At 64.4% G+C, this 15,466-nt stretch carries 16 protein-coding genes and 1 tRNA gene; 12 read left to right on the top strand and 5 right to left on the bottom strand.

Annotated elements, in window-relative coordinates; genetic code table 11:
- Positions 1-38: 38 nt before the first annotated feature.
- A complete protein-coding gene (locus AC56LK_RS16105) occupies positions 39-398 on the bottom strand; it encodes an Lcl C-terminal domain-containing protein (RefSeq protein WP_497185502.1) in 360 nt (119 codons plus the stop codon).
- A 95-nt stretch (positions 399-493) separates the two neighbouring features.
- Between AC56LK_RS16105 and AC56LK_RS16110 the strand changes: the two genes are divergently transcribed.
- The 3 genes from AC56LK_RS16110 (at position 494) to AC56LK_RS16120 (ending at position 3,835) form a co-directional block, all read left to right on the top strand.
- Complete coding sequence (locus AC56LK_RS16110; protein WP_497185503.1) at positions 494-838, top strand: hypothetical protein; 345 nt, start codon at positions 494-496, stop codon at positions 836-838.
- A 193-nt stretch (positions 839-1,031) separates the two neighbouring features.
- Positions 1,032-2,192: a right-handed parallel beta-helix repeat-containing protein gene (locus AC56LK_RS16115; RefSeq protein ID WP_497185504.1), complete on the top strand. Its 1,161-nt coding sequence runs from the start codon at positions 1,032-1,034 to the stop codon at positions 2,190-2,192.
- A 239-nt stretch (positions 2,193-2,431) separates the two neighbouring features.
- Positions 2,432-3,835: a right-handed parallel beta-helix repeat-containing protein gene (locus AC56LK_RS16120; RefSeq protein WP_497185505.1), complete on the top strand. Its 1,404-nt coding sequence runs from the start codon at positions 2,432-2,434 to the stop codon at positions 3,833-3,835.
- A gap of 37 nt (positions 3,836-3,872) precedes the next feature.
- On the opposite strand, the gene AC56LK_RS16125 is transcribed toward AC56LK_RS16120, so the two are convergent.
- Positions 3,873-4,544 (bottom strand): SOS response-associated peptidase, encoded by a 672-nt coding sequence (locus tag AC56LK_RS16125; protein WP_497185506.1) that lies wholly within the window; start codon positions 4,542-4,544, stop codon positions 3,873-3,875.
- A 117-nt stretch (positions 4,545-4,661) separates the two neighbouring features.
- Here AC56LK_RS16125 and AC56LK_RS16130 point away from each other — a divergent pair, with 117 nt between their 5' ends.
- Both AC56LK_RS16130 and AC56LK_RS16135 read left to right on the top strand, forming a co-directional pair.
- Positions 4,662-5,066, top strand: a complete 405-nt coding sequence (locus tag AC56LK_RS16130) for a hypothetical protein (protein WP_497185507.1) — start codon at positions 4,662-4,664, stop codon at positions 5,064-5,066.
- Positions 5,067-5,072: 6 nt separating this feature from the next.
- Positions 5,073-5,273: a hypothetical protein gene (locus AC56LK_RS16135; RefSeq protein WP_497185508.1), complete on the top strand. Its 201-nt coding sequence runs from the start codon at positions 5,073-5,075 to the stop codon at positions 5,271-5,273.
- Between the two features lie 209 nt (positions 5,274-5,482).
- On the opposite strand, the gene AC56LK_RS16140 is transcribed toward AC56LK_RS16135, so the two are convergent.
- The 3 genes from AC56LK_RS16140 to AC56LK_RS16150 all read right to left on the bottom strand — a co-directional run bounded on the left by AC56LK_RS16140 (position 5,483) and on the right by AC56LK_RS16150 (position 7,072).
- Positions 5,483-6,121: a PEP-CTERM sorting domain-containing protein gene (locus tag AC56LK_RS16140; RefSeq protein WP_497185509.1), complete on the bottom strand. Its 639-nt coding sequence runs from the start codon at positions 6,119-6,121 to the stop codon at positions 5,483-5,485.
- A gap of 209 nt (positions 6,122-6,330) precedes the next feature.
- Positions 6,331-6,415 (bottom strand) — tRNA-Leu (locus AC56LK_RS16145).
- A 69-nt stretch (positions 6,416-6,484) separates the two neighbouring features.
- Positions 6,485-7,072, bottom strand: a complete 588-nt coding sequence (locus AC56LK_RS16150) for a hypothetical protein (protein ID WP_497185510.1) — start codon at positions 7,070-7,072, stop codon at positions 6,485-6,487.
- A 241-nt stretch (positions 7,073-7,313) separates the two neighbouring features.
- On the opposite strand from AC56LK_RS16150, the gene AC56LK_RS16155 reads away from it, so the two are divergent.
- From AC56LK_RS16155 to AC56LK_RS16185, 7 genes are all read left to right on the top strand, one after another.
- Positions 7,314-8,375, top strand: coding sequence for an acyltransferase family protein (locus AC56LK_RS16155; RefSeq protein ID WP_497185511.1), 1,062 nt, complete (start codon positions 7,314-7,316; stop codon positions 8,373-8,375).
- A gap of 88 nt (positions 8,376-8,463) precedes the next feature.
- Positions 8,464-9,258: a ParB N-terminal domain-containing protein gene (locus AC56LK_RS16160; protein ID WP_497185512.1), complete on the top strand. Its 795-nt coding sequence runs from the start codon at positions 8,464-8,466 to the stop codon at positions 9,256-9,258.
- A gap of 14 nt (positions 9,259-9,272) precedes the next feature.
- The gene (locus AC56LK_RS16165) at positions 9,273-11,507 is read left to right on the top strand and encodes a penicillin acylase family protein (RefSeq protein ID WP_497185513.1); all 2,235 of its coding nucleotides are present in this window, start codon (positions 9,273-9,275) and stop codon (positions 11,505-11,507) included.
- Positions 11,508-11,519: 12 nt separating this feature from the next.
- Complete coding sequence (locus AC56LK_RS16170; RefSeq protein ID WP_497185514.1) at positions 11,520-11,615, top strand: maltose acetyltransferase domain-containing protein; 96 nt, start codon at positions 11,520-11,522, stop codon at positions 11,613-11,615.
- A 235-nt stretch (positions 11,616-11,850) separates the two neighbouring features.
- Positions 11,851-12,372 (top strand): thymidine kinase, encoded by a 522-nt coding sequence (locus AC56LK_RS16175; protein ID WP_497185603.1) that lies wholly within the window; start codon positions 11,851-11,853, stop codon positions 12,370-12,372.
- A gap of 24 nt (positions 12,373-12,396) precedes the next feature.
- Positions 12,397-12,918, top strand: a complete 522-nt coding sequence (locus AC56LK_RS16180) for a hypothetical protein (RefSeq protein WP_497185515.1) — start codon at positions 12,397-12,399, stop codon at positions 12,916-12,918.
- A 160-nt stretch (positions 12,919-13,078) separates the two neighbouring features.
- Entirely contained in the window at positions 13,079-15,376 is a 2,298-nt protein-coding gene (locus AC56LK_RS16185; protein WP_497185516.1) for a carboxy terminal-processing peptidase, read from the top strand.
- Positions 15,377-15,466 lie beyond the last annotated feature (90 nt).

Genomic DNA, 15,466 nt, shown 5'->3' on the forward strand with positions numbered 1-15,466 from the left:
CCGCCCGGTTCCGGCAGCACGCCGGAACCGGGCCGGCCTCAGGGCACGGCGATGCGCCGCACCGCGCGCGCATGGCCGCGGTAGGGGCGGCCATAGATGGTCTGGATGCCGCTGGCGAAGTTCTGGCCCCAGACCAGCTGGGTGCGCGTTGCGTGCGGCTCGCTCGACCAGTACCAGTTGCGTTCGAAGGCTTCGCGCTGGTTGGCGAAGAGCAGGGCAAGTTCGCGGCGCGTCGGCAACACCCCGCCGCGCCCGGCCGCCCAATCGACGGCGCTCGGCCAGCTGACGTCGACCGCTTCGCCCGGCAACAGCACCAGGTGGTAATCAGGATCTTCTTCCTTGCCCAGGATTAGTCCCGCATAGGCTTCGCCTTCTTGCAGCAAAGCCCGCACTTGCATGTACTCGCCCATTTAACACGTCCCTTTAGTTGGTAGCCAGTCTTTAAGACCGCTCCAGGCGGGCAATGGTTGCGTGCGGCGCTTCGATCTAGCTCATGCAAGTGTTTGATTTCCATGAGGAAAGTTCTCTTAAGGGATTAATACTCTTAGAAAATTTTTCTTCAAAAAGATTGAACTATGGAAGTTTCCACCGCTCAAATGGTTACATTCACTTGATGAGGCATGGAATCTTCATGACACAATTCAGCGCTCTCGCTTCGAAGTTTTGCATCAATGCCCTGCTAGAAGCGGTCCCCGCCGCAAGCACCGCCGGCGCCGGCCGGGCGGCTGAGGTGACGACCCGGGCATTCCAACTGGCCGGCTACGACAGCAATCCGCCGCAAGCGCAGACCGCGCCGCAGGTCGCCGCCGCAAACGCCCCGGCCTCCATCAGGCAGTAACAAGCAGTTCCATCCCGCACAGGCGCTCACACCGCCGGTGCACCCTAAGGGCGTACGCAGCGTGTGCGCCTGATCAAGCAACCAGGAACATGCCACCGACCTTTTGCAGGTGGCCGGCGTACCGGATTTTCCGGTGCACGGGGCTCCTTTTGCCCGTGATTCCAAGCCCTGTCGGGCACACAGGAAAACACAAATGACCAAGACTTTCGCTTTCGCTCCGAACTTCCGCCACAACGCCGCCCTCTGTGCGACCGCCGCCGCCCTGCTGGGCGCCTTCGGCGGCGCCGCCGCCGCGACCCCGGCCACCGCCTATAACTACTACGTGGCGCCGACCGGTTCGGACACCGCGGCCGGCACCAAGACCGCACCGTTCAAGACCCTGGCGCGTGCCGCCAAGGCCGCCATCAAGCCGGGCACCACCGTCTGGGTTGCTCCGGGCACCTACGCCGGCGGCATCAAGACCACCGGCAACGGCACCGCTTCCAGCCGCATCTACTGGGTCTCGACCACCAAGTGGGGCGCCAAGATCGTTCCGCCGGCCAGCTCGACCAACAAGACCGCCTGGGACAACCGCGGTCACTACGTCAGCATCATCGGCTTCGACGTCGACGGCAGCAAGATCGGCAGCGGCACCAAGTGGACCCTCGGCATCTACACCGGCGGCTCGTACAACGTGATCCAGGCCAACCACGTGCACCACATGGCCACCACCATCCCATGCAACAGCGCGGGCGGTTCGGCAATCGGCGTGGACAGCTACTTCAAGGGCGTCAAGGGCGACGTGATCGGCAACGTCGTGCACGACATCGGCCCGGCCGGCTGCACCTACGTCCAGGGCATCTACCACTCGACCTCGGGCACCATCATGAACAACGTGGTCTACCGCGTGGGTTCGGCGGCGATCCACCTGTGGCACGACGCGACCGACGTGAAGATCGTCAACAACACGGTGAGCTCCTCGGTGTTCGGCATCATCGTCGGCGGCGGCGACTATTACTTCACCTCGGCCGGTGCGAACAACGTCCACGTGCACAACAACATCGTGTTCGACAACCAGTACGGCATCTCCGAGCAGGGCAAGACCGGTACCGGCAACACCTACAAGAACAACCTGGTGTTCCAGAACCCGAAGTACAACTTCCGCCTGCTGAACGGCCTGGCCCACACCAACACGATCAGCTCGAACCCGCTGTTCGTCGGCTACTCGCGTACCGCGGCGACGCCGAACTTCAAGCTGAGCACCAGCTCGCCGGCAATCGGCCGCGGCATCGCGACCTACGCACCGTCGACCGACATCGAGGGCCGTGCGCGTAGCGCGACCACCGGTATCGACCTGGGCGCGTACCAGCACTGAGCAGAGCAGTAGCAAGCCCGCAGTACCAAGCAAGTAGTACCAAGCAAGTAGTTCCATCCCGTGCAGGCGGCCTCCGCCGCCTGTACACCCCGAGGGCGTACGCAGCGCGTGCGCCTGATCAAGCAACCAGGAACACCGACCTTTTGCAGGTCGCCGCTGTACCGGATTTCCCGGTGCACGGGGGCTCTTTTGCCCGTGATTCTAAGCCCACCCGTTTCGGGCAGACAGGAAAAACACAGATGAACAAGACTTTCGCTTTCGCTTCGCACATCCGCCACCACGCCGTCCTCTGCGCCACGGCAGCAGCCCTGGTCACCGCCTTCGGCGCCGGCAATGCAGTCGCCGCCACCTCGGCCACCGTGCCGACCCTGGAAGCCGCGACCACTGCGCAGACGGAACAGATCCGCCAGCTGTACCTGGATCTGCTGGGCCGTGAGCCGGATGCCGCAGGCCTGGCCTGGTGGACACAAGCGCTAGACAATGGCGTCACGATGGAATTCATCGCCTCCCAGCTGAAGGCAAGCGACGAATACGCAAAGCGCAACACGAATACCGGCTCGGCCGCGGCCGGCGGCATGCCGACCATCCCGGCCACCACCTACAACTACTATGTGTCGCCGACCGGCTCGGACACCGCGGCCGGCACCAAGACCGCACCGTTCAAGACCCTGGCGCGTGCCGCCAAGGCCGCCATCAAGCCGGGCACCACCGTCTGGGTTGCTCCGGGCACCTACGCCGGCGGCATCAAGACCACCGGCAACGGCACCGCTTCCAGCCGCATCTACTGGGTCTCGACCACCAAGTGGGGCGCCAAGATCGTTCCGCCGGCCAGCTCGACCAACAAGACCGCCTGGGACAACCGCGGTCACTACGTCAGCATCATCGGCTTCGACGTCGACGGCAGCAAGATCGGCAGCGGCACCAAGTGGACCCTCGGCATCTACACCGGCGGCTCGTACAACGTGATCCAGGCCAACCACGTGCACCACATGGCCACCACCATCCCATGCAACAGCGCGGGCGGTTCGGCAATCGGCGTGGACAGCTACTTCAAGGGCGTCAAGGGCGACGTGATCGGCAACGTCGTGCACGACATCGGCCCGGCCGGCTGCACCTACGTCCAGGGCATCTACCACTCGACCTCGGGCACCATCATGAACAACGTGGTCTACCGCGTGGGTTCGGCGGCGATCCACCTGTGGCACGACGCGACCGACGTGAAGATCGTCAACAACACGGTGAGCTCCTCGGTGTTCGGCATCATCGTCGGCGGCGGCGACTATTACTTCACCTCGGCCGGTGCGAACAACGTCCACGTGCACAACAACATCGTGTTCGACAACCAGTACGGCATCTCCGAGCAGGGCAAGACCGGTACCGGCAACACCTACAAGAACAACCTGGTGTTCCAGAACCCGAAGTACAACTTCCGCCTGCTGAACGGCCTGGCCCACACCAACACGATCAGCTCGAACCCGCTGTTCGTCGGCTACTCGCGTACCGCGGCGACGCCGAACTTCAAGCTGAGCACCAGCTCGCCGGCAATCGGCCGCGGCATCGCGACCTACGCACCGTCGACCGACATCGAGGGCCGCGCACGTAACGCGACCACCGGTTTCGACCTGGGTGCCTACCAGCACTAAGGAGTCCGTGCAGGCTTTTTTTACGTTTGGTAAAAAATCAGCCGGCCAGGGGCAGGGCCATCTGCGGGTCCTGGGCGCCAGCCCGGTTCACGGCGGGCGTCACCTTGTACCATTCGAAGGCGTCGCAGGGCAGGGCGGCGCGGCGCGCCAGGTCGAGCGCTTCTTCGGGCGAGAGCGCGGGATTGAGCCAGAGTTCGGCGTCGGCCGCTTCCAGCACCACCGGGCGGCGGTCGTGGATGTCGAGCATGCCTTCGTCGGCCGCGTCGGTGACCAGCACGAAGCCGGCCTCGGCGCGGTTCTCGGTAAAGCTGCCGAAATTCGCCAGCGCCAGGAAAAACAGCGGCGCACGGTCCTTGCGGTGGATGTGCCAGGGCTGCTTCTTTCCCTTCTCGCCGGTCCATTCGTACCAGCCCTCGGCCGGCACGATCGCGCGGCCCTTCTTCAGCAGCGGTTTCCAGTAGCGGTTGGTGAGCTTGTCCATGCGCGCATTGACCATGATCGGCACCTTGCCCTCGGCCCAGCGTGCGCGGTAGCTCCAGAACACGTCGTCGATACGGCGCTCGCCGTCCTGTAGGTGCATCACGGGGCGATAGCTGCCCGGCGAGACATTCCAGGCCGGCGTGGATTCGCTGTCGTAGACCGCGTCGGTCCATCCGAACACGCTGGCGTAATAACGAGCCGTCTGGCTCTGGTCGAATCGTCCACACATGCTTTCATGGTAGCGCAGGCGCGCGCAGGGCGCGGCACGCTAGCGTCCGGATGAGTTCGCGTGCCCGTGGTGCGGGTGGTATGCTCGCGGTTAAATCGAATCGAATGGAGAAGGCTGATGGCGACAGGGTGGTGGAGCGTACTGAAAACGGTGCCGTGGAGCGAAGTGATCAATGCGGCGCCGCAGGTGGCGACCGGCGCGCGCAGGCTGTGGGACACGGTGGCACGCAAGTCCGGCAGCGCGCCCGGCATGGCTGCGGGGGCGGGCATGGAAGCGGAGCCCGGAGAAGACATGTTCGGCCACCTGCTCATGCGTGTCGAAAAGAACGAGATCACGCTGGCCGACCTGCGCACCCAGATGCTGCAGGCCTCCGAGATCATCGCCAACCTGGCCGACCAGAACGCCCAGCTGATCGCCAAGATGGATGCGGCGCGCAACCGCATGCTGTGGCTGGGCGTGGCGACCGGGGTGTCGGCTATCCTGACGCTGGTGGCGCTGGCGCTGGTCCTGGCGCGCACCTGATCCGGCATGAAGATCGTCCTGATCCTGGCGACCCTGTTCGTCTTCGTGTCGATGCTGCTGAACGCGGCCCGCCGGCGCGGCAAGCTGGACAGCAAAGCCGACCGCGCCGTCGCCGAACTGGCGACCTCGATGCGCATTTTCGTCTATGGCCTGCTGTTCTTCGTGGGCCTGGTCTGCCTGGCGGTGGCCTACGAGTCCATCTACTGAATTCCTCGCCGCATGTTTGTGCGAACAGGCTGACAAACTCGCGGGAGAAAACGGCGCTTGCAGGCCGGGAGAGCCGGCCCTATGTTGGTTACGTTCTCTGGTGGATAGTTCCACCTCTCTCCGCGTGTCTCCAGCTCAGTGTTGACTGAGTTCTTGGCCGCTGCCGATTTCTCGGCGGCGGTTTTTTTTGCCGATGTGGAGCGTGCAGCTTACCTGGCGGCCTTGCGACGGCGTGCACCTAGCAAGCCGGCGGCGCCCAGTGCCATCAGCGCCATGCTTGCAGGTTCCGGTACGTCAGCAGGAGGGCCTGCCGTGAAGACCGCACGGAATTGGGTATCCCCACCGGTAGGGCGCCAGACACCATCGCCGGCGACGCGCTCCCAGTAGAAGTCGCCGCCGGCATAGGTTTGCCCGACAAACGCGAAGCCGCTCGTGGCTGCGCCCCCATTCCCAAGGCCCGCGGTATTCAGGAAGGCGATATATTGCTGCCCTTGCGTCAGGGCGAGCCCTGGCGCGTAGTCGAGGCGCGTTGAGCCCACTTGGTTGCTCAGGCTCGTCACGCCGCTCGTGAACAGTGCCGAACCGGCCTTGTTGTTGCCCGACCAGGCGTAGATGCTGAATTGGACGTTCAGCGGGCCATCTTGAACGACGGAGGGGTTGAAGGAAAAGCTGCTCAGGTAGGTTTCAGCACTGTCCACCGTGAAGACCTGGCCGAAGGTCTGGCCGCAACCGCCGGCAATGCCGAGGCAACGGAAGTCCCATCCTGCCTGATTCATGGTGTCAATGACCCCGGCGTTCGCCGCATTGGCGGCAGCGAACATTGCAAGGCCCAGAAGTGATGCTTTCATGTCGGACTTCCTAGTTGAGTTATTGTAGTTATTGTGATTAAGCAATATTCATGCCAGCAATTGCTTCCCTCTAGGAATGCATTGTTGTTCTTCCGGGATGTAAAATTTTCCGACAGGAGTGTCGATGGGAGCAGGGGAGTGGAGGGGGAAAGCGTCGTCACTCCCCGTTCAGGAGCCGACTCCACTGCACAAGGGAACGCGTAAGGAAGTGGTGCGGGCAGCCGGAATCGAACCGGCACGCCTCACGGCGGCAGATTTTAAGTCTGATGCGTCTACCAATTTCGCCATGCCCGCGTCGGCCGGCATTGTACTACGTGCGGAAGTCGTCGTGTTGCTGGGTAGGCATCGCGCACCGGCCGGCGCTTAAGGCGAGGGCGCAAGCACTGCGAGCTCATGCCCTTGCTTGTCCAGCGGCGGCGAGTCCCCGCGCGCCGCGATCTCGCGATCCGCCCGCTCATACACACGATTGCTGTGGCGCCACCACAGCACACCCGCCACCACCCCGGCGGCGACCGCGATCGGCGTCGGCGTGGACAGCAGCACCATCAGGTTGTTGACGGCCGCGCCGGTCCATGCCGCGCCCGAGCTTTTGATCACCATCCGCTTCTCGTCTTCCGGCAGCTGGTCGGCCAGTTTCACCAGCCCGATCTTGGCGCCGGTCAGCGCGATCAGCCCGGCCGGCGAGGTCGCGATCAGCGGATTCATTTCGAGCGCGCCGGCCGACAGCGCCAGTCCGGTGGTAATCCCGTCCGCCATCGCGGCATGCATGGCGTTCTTGTCGAGCCTTTCCATCCGCTGCTCGGGGGAACGCACCGTCTCGGCTGCCAAGTCCTGCGCCGCTCGGATTGGCGGACTGCCGCTCGCGCATCCAAGGAGGCTGGGGACGACGAGCAGGACGGCGGCTGCAGCCCTGGCCAGGCGTTGTGCGAGTGCGGTGCGTAGATTTGGCATGATGCAACTCCTTGCGATGTCGGTGCGATCGGAATCCGCTGCCTGTTGGCACTGCTAGCTGGCAATGATAAATTTGGCAAGCTTAATAATCAGTACATACCCTTTTGATAAGTCGGTCATGCGCAGGCGCAGCACACCAGATGAGGAATCTCAGGCAGTTTTCCTTGCTTATCTTGTACGCCGCTGTAGCATTGTTGAGTTGCTGCAAGGGTGCATGAGAATGAGACAAGGGAAGACAAGCATGCTGGTGCGCAGGGAAGCCGCCATTCCCTATCTGGACGGGTGGCGCGGCCTCGCCATCCTGGCCGTTCTCGCGGGTCACTTCGGGCCGAGGCCCTTCGTCGATCCGCTTGGGCAGTTCGGGGTGCAGATGTTCTTCGCCCTGTCCGGGTATCTGATCGGTCAATTGCTGTTCATAAAGAACGTCGGCTTGCCCGACTTTTTCTTCAGGCGCTTTTCGCGGGTCGTCCCGACCTTCGTGCTGTTCATCGCCGCAATGTATCTGTACACCGCGTATGTCCGGACCGACGCCTATCGGCCCACGCTGGAGGAATTGCTCGCAGCGCTGTTCTTCGTCCGGACCTATCTACCAGCCGAGATCGGTATCTGGTCCGGCACATGGCCAATCGGTCATCTCTGGTCGCTGAACGTCGAAGAACACAGTTACCTGTTTCTTGCGCTGCTCGCATTGGTAGCAAGGTGGTGCAGGAGCACGCGTGTCGCCAGCTTCCTGCTCGCATCCGGCGTCGCGGCAAGCGCCTTGATCTACTACCGTTACGCAGGCTCGCCGCCGGCAGGGGCATCCCCGTGGAGCTTGCGCAGCGAATGCGCGGCTGCGGGCCTGCTGTTTTCGGCGCTGCTGTGCCAGGTGCGCGAAGCCCGGCCGACTGCCGCGCCGCACACGGCGCATCCCGTCGTTCCCCTCGTGTTCTTTGTTCTCGGGACCTACCTGATTTCCGCCTACCGGCTGAACGGCGGCCAGACCGTGATCGGGCCGATCTGCCTGGCGATCGCGCTGAATTTCCTGTCCTGCCTTCCGGAACCGGCGAAGCAGCTCTTGTCCCATCGCCTGTTGATCTGGTTCGGCAAGCGCTCGTTCTCGCTCTACCTGTGGCAGCAGCCCTTCTACAGGGCCGTGGCCGAAGGCGAACTGCCGGCGGTCGCCGGCGCTGCCCTGGGCCTGGTGGCCGGGGTCCTGTCCTTCCACTTGTTCGAGGATCCGGTGCGGCGAGGGCTGAACCGCGCCTGGAGCCGGCGTGGCGTCGCTGCCGAGGCCAGCCCCGAGGCGGCCAAGGCATCCTGATGCACTCATCCATTGGACCTCTCGCCGGTATGGTGTAGCATGCCGGACGGCGGCTCAATTCGTTGCCGCAGCAGCAAGAGGACATCAATTGAACATCACCATCAACGACGAACTGCGTGCCTTCGTCGACCCACTGACCGACATCGAATACGCCGCGCTCGAGCGCAGCCTCCTTTCCGAGGGCTGCCGCGACGCGCTGGTGCTGTGGCGCGACACCCTGATCGACGGCCACAACCGCTACGAGATCTGTCAGAAGCACGGCATTCCCTTCCGTACCGTCCACAACAACAACTTCGCGTCGATCGACGACGTGATGCTGTGGATGATCGACAACCACCTGGCGCGCCGCAGCGTCTCGGACTTCCAGCGTGGCGTGCTGGCCCTCAAGAAGAAGGAAATCGTCACCGCCCGCATGGCGGAGAAGATGGCGGAGGAGCCGCCCAAGCCGGAAGCGGACGACCTGGATTCGCGCCCGCCGCCGCCATGGAATACCCGCGAAGAGGTGGCCAAGGCGGCGCGCGTGTCGGCCAATACGATCAGCCAGATCGAACGCATCCAGAAGGCCGCGACCCCTGAGCTGCGCGAGGCGGTGCGCACCGGCACCATCTCGATCAATGCCGCCGCCAACGTGGCCCAGCTGCCCGAAGACATGCAGAAGGCCGCCGTCGCCGGTGGCCGCAAGGAGCTGCAGCAGGCCGCGCGCCAGGTGCGCGAGCAGAAGATGGCGACTCGCCCGAAGAAGGAAGTGCCGGCGGGCGATCCAGCCGACGAGCTGGCCGCGGCGCGCGCCGAGATCGCCTCGCTGAAGGACCGCGTCGCGACCCTGCTGACCGAGAACGAAGTGCTCAAGCAACGCCTGGTCCACGCCGGCGTATCACAATAAAAAAGAGGCCTTGCATGACGATCAGCCGCCGCGTTTTTCCGATCTTCCTGGCCTGTGCCCTGGGCGCCGCCGTCCCCGCACTGGCGGCCCCGGCCGCTGCGCCCGCGCTGAAACAAGCCCCCAGCGCGACCGAGCTGGCGCGCTGGAAGAAAACGGCGGAGCGGGTGACCATCATGCGCGACAAGTGGGGTATTCCCCACGTGTTCGGCAAGCTGGATGCGGACGCGGTATTCGGCCTGCTGTACGCCCAGGCCGAGGACGACTTCAATCGCGTCGAACTGAATTACATCAATGCGATGGGCCGCCTGGCCGAGGTCGAGGGCGAGAAGGAAATCTGGCGCGACCTGCGCATGAAGATGTACATCACCCCCGCCGACATGCAGGCCAGGTATGCCGCCAGCCCGGCCTGGCTGAAGCAGCTGATGAACGCCTTCGCCGACGGCCTGAACTACTACCTGCACACCCACCCGGACGTGAAGCCGAAGCTGATCACCCGCTTCGAGCCCTGGATGGCGCTCAGCTTCAGCGAGGGCAGCATCGGCGGCGACATCGAATCGATCGACCTGAAGGACCTCGAGCGTTTCTACAAGGCGCGTCCGCAGGCGACGATGGCGGCCAAGGTGGCTGCACTCGACAATGCGCTGGACGCCGAGCCGCGCGGCTCGAACGGCTTCGCGATCGCACCGAAGCTGTCCGCTTCCGGCAATGCGCTGCTCCTGATCAACCCGCACACCTCTTTTTACTTCCGTCCCGAAGTGCACATGGTCAGCGAAGAAGGCCTGAACGCCTATGGCGCCGTGACCTGGGGCCAGTTCTTCATCTACCAGGGCTTCAACGACAAGGCCGGCTGGATGCACACCTCCGGCGGCGGCGACGTGATCGACGAATACCTCGAGACCGTGGTCGAGCGCGACGGCAAGTTCTTCTACAAGTACGGCAATGAAGAACGCCCGCTGCGGGCGAGGGCGGTCAGGCTGCCGTATAAAACCCCGTCCGGCGCGATGGCCAGCAAGACCGTCACCGCGTATTTCACCCACCACGGCCCGGTGGTGCGCGAGCAGGACGGCAAGTGGGTGGCGGTGAAGATGATGGACGAGCCGCTCAAGGCGCTCACCCAGTCCTACACGCGTACCAAGGCGCGCGACTACGATGCCTTCTACAAGGCGATGGAACTGCGTACCAACTCCTCGAACAACACCGTGTACGCGGACGCCAAGGGCAATATCGCCTACTTCCACGGCAACTTCATCCCGATACGCGATCCGCGCTTCGACTGGAGCAAGCCGGTGGACGGCAGCACCCCCGCCACCGAATGGCAGGGCCTGCACGCCATCAAGGAAACCATCACCCTGTTCAACCCGGCCAGCGGCTATATCTCGAACACCAACAACTGGCCCTTCAGTGCTTCGGGCGCGAGCAGCCCGAAGCGCCAGGACTGGCCCGATTACATGTGGTCGCTGCCGGAAAACGCCCGCGGCCGCCATGCCGAGCGCGTGCTGAAGGACGCCAAGGGCTTCACCATCGACAGCCTGATCGCTGCCGCCTACGACAGCCACCTGACCGCCTTCGAACCCCTGGTGCCGCAGTTGCTCAAGGACTACGATGCGCTGCCCGCGAGCGATCCGCGCAAGGCCGGATTGGCGGCCCAGGTGGCGGCGCTGCGCGGCTGGGACCTGCGTTTCGGCCTGGCATCGGTGCCGACCTCGCTGGCCATCTACTGGGGCCAGGACATGGTGGCACAGCACGCGCCGCGCGCCCGCGCCGCCAGGGTGCCGACCGTCGATTTCATCAGCACCAGCCTGAACGCCGAAGAGCGCCTGGCTTCCTTGCAGCGGGCCTCCGACAAACTGACGGCCGACTTCGGCTCCTGGCAGACGCCCTGGGGCGAGATCAACCGCTTCCAGCGCATCAGCGGCGACATCGACCAGCAGTACGACGACAGCAAGCCGAGCTGGCCGGTGGGTTTCGCCTCGGCCAACTGGGGCTCGCTGGCTTCCTTCGGCATGGTCGCCAAGCAAAAGACCAAGCGCATCTACGGCGACCGCGGCAACAGCTTCGTCGCGGTGGTGGAATTCGGCCCGCGCGTGCGCGCCAAGAGTATCCTTGCAGGCGGCAACAGCAACAACCCGGCCTCGAAGCATTTCGCCGACCAGGCCGAAATGTACAGCCGCGGCGAATTCAAGGACGTGCTGTTCTACAAGGAAGACATCGAGAAGCACCTGGAGCGCAAGTACCATCCCGGTGAGTGAGGTTGTATGCGCATGAGCGAGCGGCACAAGATGCTGGCGGGCGAGCCTTACCACGCCAGCGATCCCGAACTGGTGGCCGAGCAGATTTCATCAATTTCAATTGCGTGATCCTCGACATGGCCCCGGTCTCGATCGGCGCCGATACCCGCATCGGCCCGGCGGCGACCCACGACGTTCCGGCCGGTGCCCGCGTGGCCGGCAATCCGGCCCATGGGCAGGCCGGCGGAAGCGGCCGGATGCCTGGTGCTGGGGCAGGGGCGCTTGTTATAATCCGGCAATTATCCTTAACGACAACGCAGTTCGGGGCAGCGCCGTGGCAAAACTCTATTTCAGGTATTCGGCGATGAACGCCGGCAAATCGACCGCCCTGTTGCAGGTGGCGCACAACTACGAAGAGCAGGGCCAGAAGGTCAAGCTCTACACGGCGGCGATCGACGACCGCTACGGCGTCGGCCTGATCACCTCGCGCCTCGGCCCGCAGCGCCAGGTCGACCTGTTCGACAGCGAGACCGACTTCCTGGCGAGCGCGCCGCCGGTCGCCTGCATCCTGGTCGACGAAGCCCAGTTCCTCAGCACCGCGCAAGTGCAGCAGCTGCACCAGGTGGCGCAGGTGCGCGGCATCCCGGTCATCTGCTACGGCCTGCGCAGCGACTTCCGCGGCGAGCCTTTCCCCGGCTCGGCCTACCTGCTGGCGCTGGCCGACGACATCGAGGAAATCAAGAACATCTGCAGCTGCGGCAAGAAGGCGACCATGAACATCCGCGTCGATGCCGAAGGGCGGCGCATCCGCGAGGGCGAGCAGGTCAGCATCGGTGGCAACGAAAGCTACCGCCAGGCCTGCGGCCGCTGCTTCTACGCCCGCTGAGCCGCTGCCGGCCGCCGGTCCTCCATGGGCGACATGCTGTTGTACCTGCTTCCCTCGGCCGCGCTGGCGCTGCTGCTGTGGATCGGCTCGGGCGCCCATCCTTTCTTTTTCCTGTTCACCGCCGCCGGCACCCTGTGCCACGAACTGGCGCATTTCTCGGTCGGCCTGCTCACCAATGCCGAGCCCATCGGCCTGAGCGTGATCCCCAAGCGCATCAGGAAGCCAGGAAAAGGACACAACTGGGAGCTGGGCTCGGTCACCTTCGCCAACCTGCGCTGGTACAACGCGGCGCCCAGCGCGCTGGCGCCGCTCCTGGTGCTGGGCCTGCCTTTTGCCGTGGCCTGGTGGCGCACCCGCCACGGCCTGGTGTTCGAGCCGCTCGACCTCGCGCTCGCCTTGTTCCTCGCGCCGCAATTCCTGTCCTTCTGGCCCTCGCCGGTGGACTGGCGGCTGGCGGCGCGCTCCTGGCCCTGGATTCCGGTGCTGCTGCTTGCCGGCCTGACCAGCTTTTACCGCGCGGAACTGCTCCAGCTTGTCAAAGGGTGAATGCCTGGCTTATGCCAGCCTTAATTGACGGGCGTAAATCAGCAGATGCTGGCTCTGCCTCCCCCAAGCTTCCTGTAGAATGGCCCACGAAGGGCGTATTGACCGGCTTGCCTCGCCGGTCGCGCCGAGGCACTGTATTTTCGTTTCGGAGAGACGACGAATGAAGAAGCACCACCTGATCATGGCCGCCATGGCCTTCGCGATGTCCGCCCACGTGGTGACTGCCCAGCCCGAGAAAGTTGCCGCCGTTGCGCCTGCCAAGGCTGCCGGCGCCGGCGCCGGCTCGGCTGCCGCCACCCTGCAGATGAAACCGCTCGCCGAGCAGACCCAGGCGGCGCTGTGGGCCTCGCGCGTGCTCGGCCGCTACCACTACAAGGCGGTGCCGCTCGACGACGCCATGTCGGCCAAGATCTTCGATAAGTTCTTCGAGGGGCTCGACAGCGAAAAGCTGTACTTCGTCCAGACCGACGTCGACCAGTTCGCGCCGATGCGCACCAAGATGGACGACGCCATCAACAACGAGAACCTCACCGTTCCGTTCGCCATCTACAACCTCTACCAGCAGCGCTTTACCGAGCGCATGAACTACGCGCGCCAGTTGCTCAAGACCAAGCCCGACTTCACCCTGGACGAGTCGATCGAACTCGACCGTGAAAAATCGCCCTGGGCCAAGAACGAAGACGAGGTCCGCGAACTCTGGCGCAAGCGCGTCAAGAACGACTGGCTGCGCCTGAAGCTGGCCGGCAAGGAAGAGAAAGCCATCCGCGAGACGCTCGACAAGCGTTACGAGAACTACGTCAACCGCATCCGCAAGCTGAACAACGAAGACGTGTTCCAGATGTTCATGAACGCGTATGCCACCGCGATCGAGCCGCACACCAACTACCTTGGCCCGCGCTCGGCCGACAACTTCGACATCGCCATGCGCCTGTCGCTGGAAGGCATCGGCGCCGTGCTGCAGTCGCGCGACGAATACACGGTCATCCGCGAAATCGTGCCGGGCAGCCCGGCTGCGCTGTCGGGCAAGCTGAAGGTGGGCGACCGCATTACCGGCGTGGCCCAGGGCAACGGCCCGTTCACTGACGTGCTCGGCTGGCGCATCGACGACGTGGTGCAGCTGGTGCGCGGCGAGAAGGGTTCGACCGTGCGTCTCGACGTGCTGCCGGGCGATGCCGGTCCGGACGCCAAGCACGTCACCGTGACCATGGTGCGCAAGAAAATCAGCATGGAAGAGCAGGCCGCCAAGAAGTCGATCATCGAAGTCAAGGATGGGGCCTTCAAGCGCCGCGTGGGTGTCATCTCGCTGCCGACCTTCTACCTCGATTTCGAGGCGCGCCGCCGCGGCGACAAGGATTACCGCAGCGCCACCCGCGACGTGGCCCGCATCCTCGGCGAGCTCAAGAAAGAGAAGGTCGACAACGTCCTGATCGACCTGCGCAACAACGGCGGCGGTTCGCTGACCGAGGCGATCGAACTCACCGGCCTGTTCATCGACAAGGGACCGGTGGTGCAGCAGCGCGACGCCCAGGGCCGCATCGAGGTCGAGTCCGACCAGCAGCCGGGCCTGTCCTGGGACGGTCCGATGGGTGTCCTGATCAACCGCGGTTCCGCCTCGGCGTCGGAAATCTTCGCGGCCGCAGTCCAGGACTACGGCCGCGGCATCGTGATCGGCGAGCCGAGCTTCGGCAAGGGTACCGTCCAGACCCTGATCGACCTCGACCGCTTCTCGCCGGCCGAGAAGGTGCGCTACGGCGAGTTGAAGATGACCATCGCGCAGTTCTTCCGTATCAATGGCGGCACCACCCAGCTGCGCGGCGTGACGCCGGACATCAAGCTGCCGGTGCTGTCCGACCTCGAGAGTTTTGGCGAATCGTCCTACGACAACGCACTGCCCTGGGTGGCGATCAAGCCGGCCAGCTATTCGGCGGCGGGCGACCTCAAGGAGCTGATTGGTCCGCTGCAGAAGCGCCACGAAGCCCGTATCGCCAAGGACAAGGAGTTCCAGTTTCTGCAGGAAGACATCGCCGAAATCCTGAAGATCCGCAAGGAGAATGCGATTTCGCTGAACGAAGCGGTGCGCCGCAAGGAACGCGACGCCCAGGATGCCCGCGCCAAGCTGCGCGAAGCACGCCTGGCCGGCGCCAGCGGCACCAACACCGACGAGCCGGCCGCCAGCCCGGCCGGCAAGGAAGCGCGCGGCAAGGTGCCGGCGCCGACCAAGCCGGCCAAGGCCGTGACCGCGGTGCGCGGCTCGCCGCGCCAGGACGACGGCCTGCAGTACGACGAGCGCGACCTGCAGGCGGAACTGGCGGCGGAAAAGGCTGCCAAGGACGCCAAGGACATCCTGTTGCAGGAGGCCGCCAATATCCTGGCCGACGAGGTGGGGATGTTGCGTACCGATACCCGGATGGCCTCGCGTGCCATGCCTTATATGGCGACCCCGCGCGCCGGCAATTAATTTCCGGGCGCCTAGGGCGCCTGTGCTGAACCGGCAACATGGCCGGGTCTTGCGAAAGCGGGACCCGGCCATTTTCGTTGGCGCCGTCAC

Source organism: Telluria sp. ZB4P36, assembly GCF_059685865.1.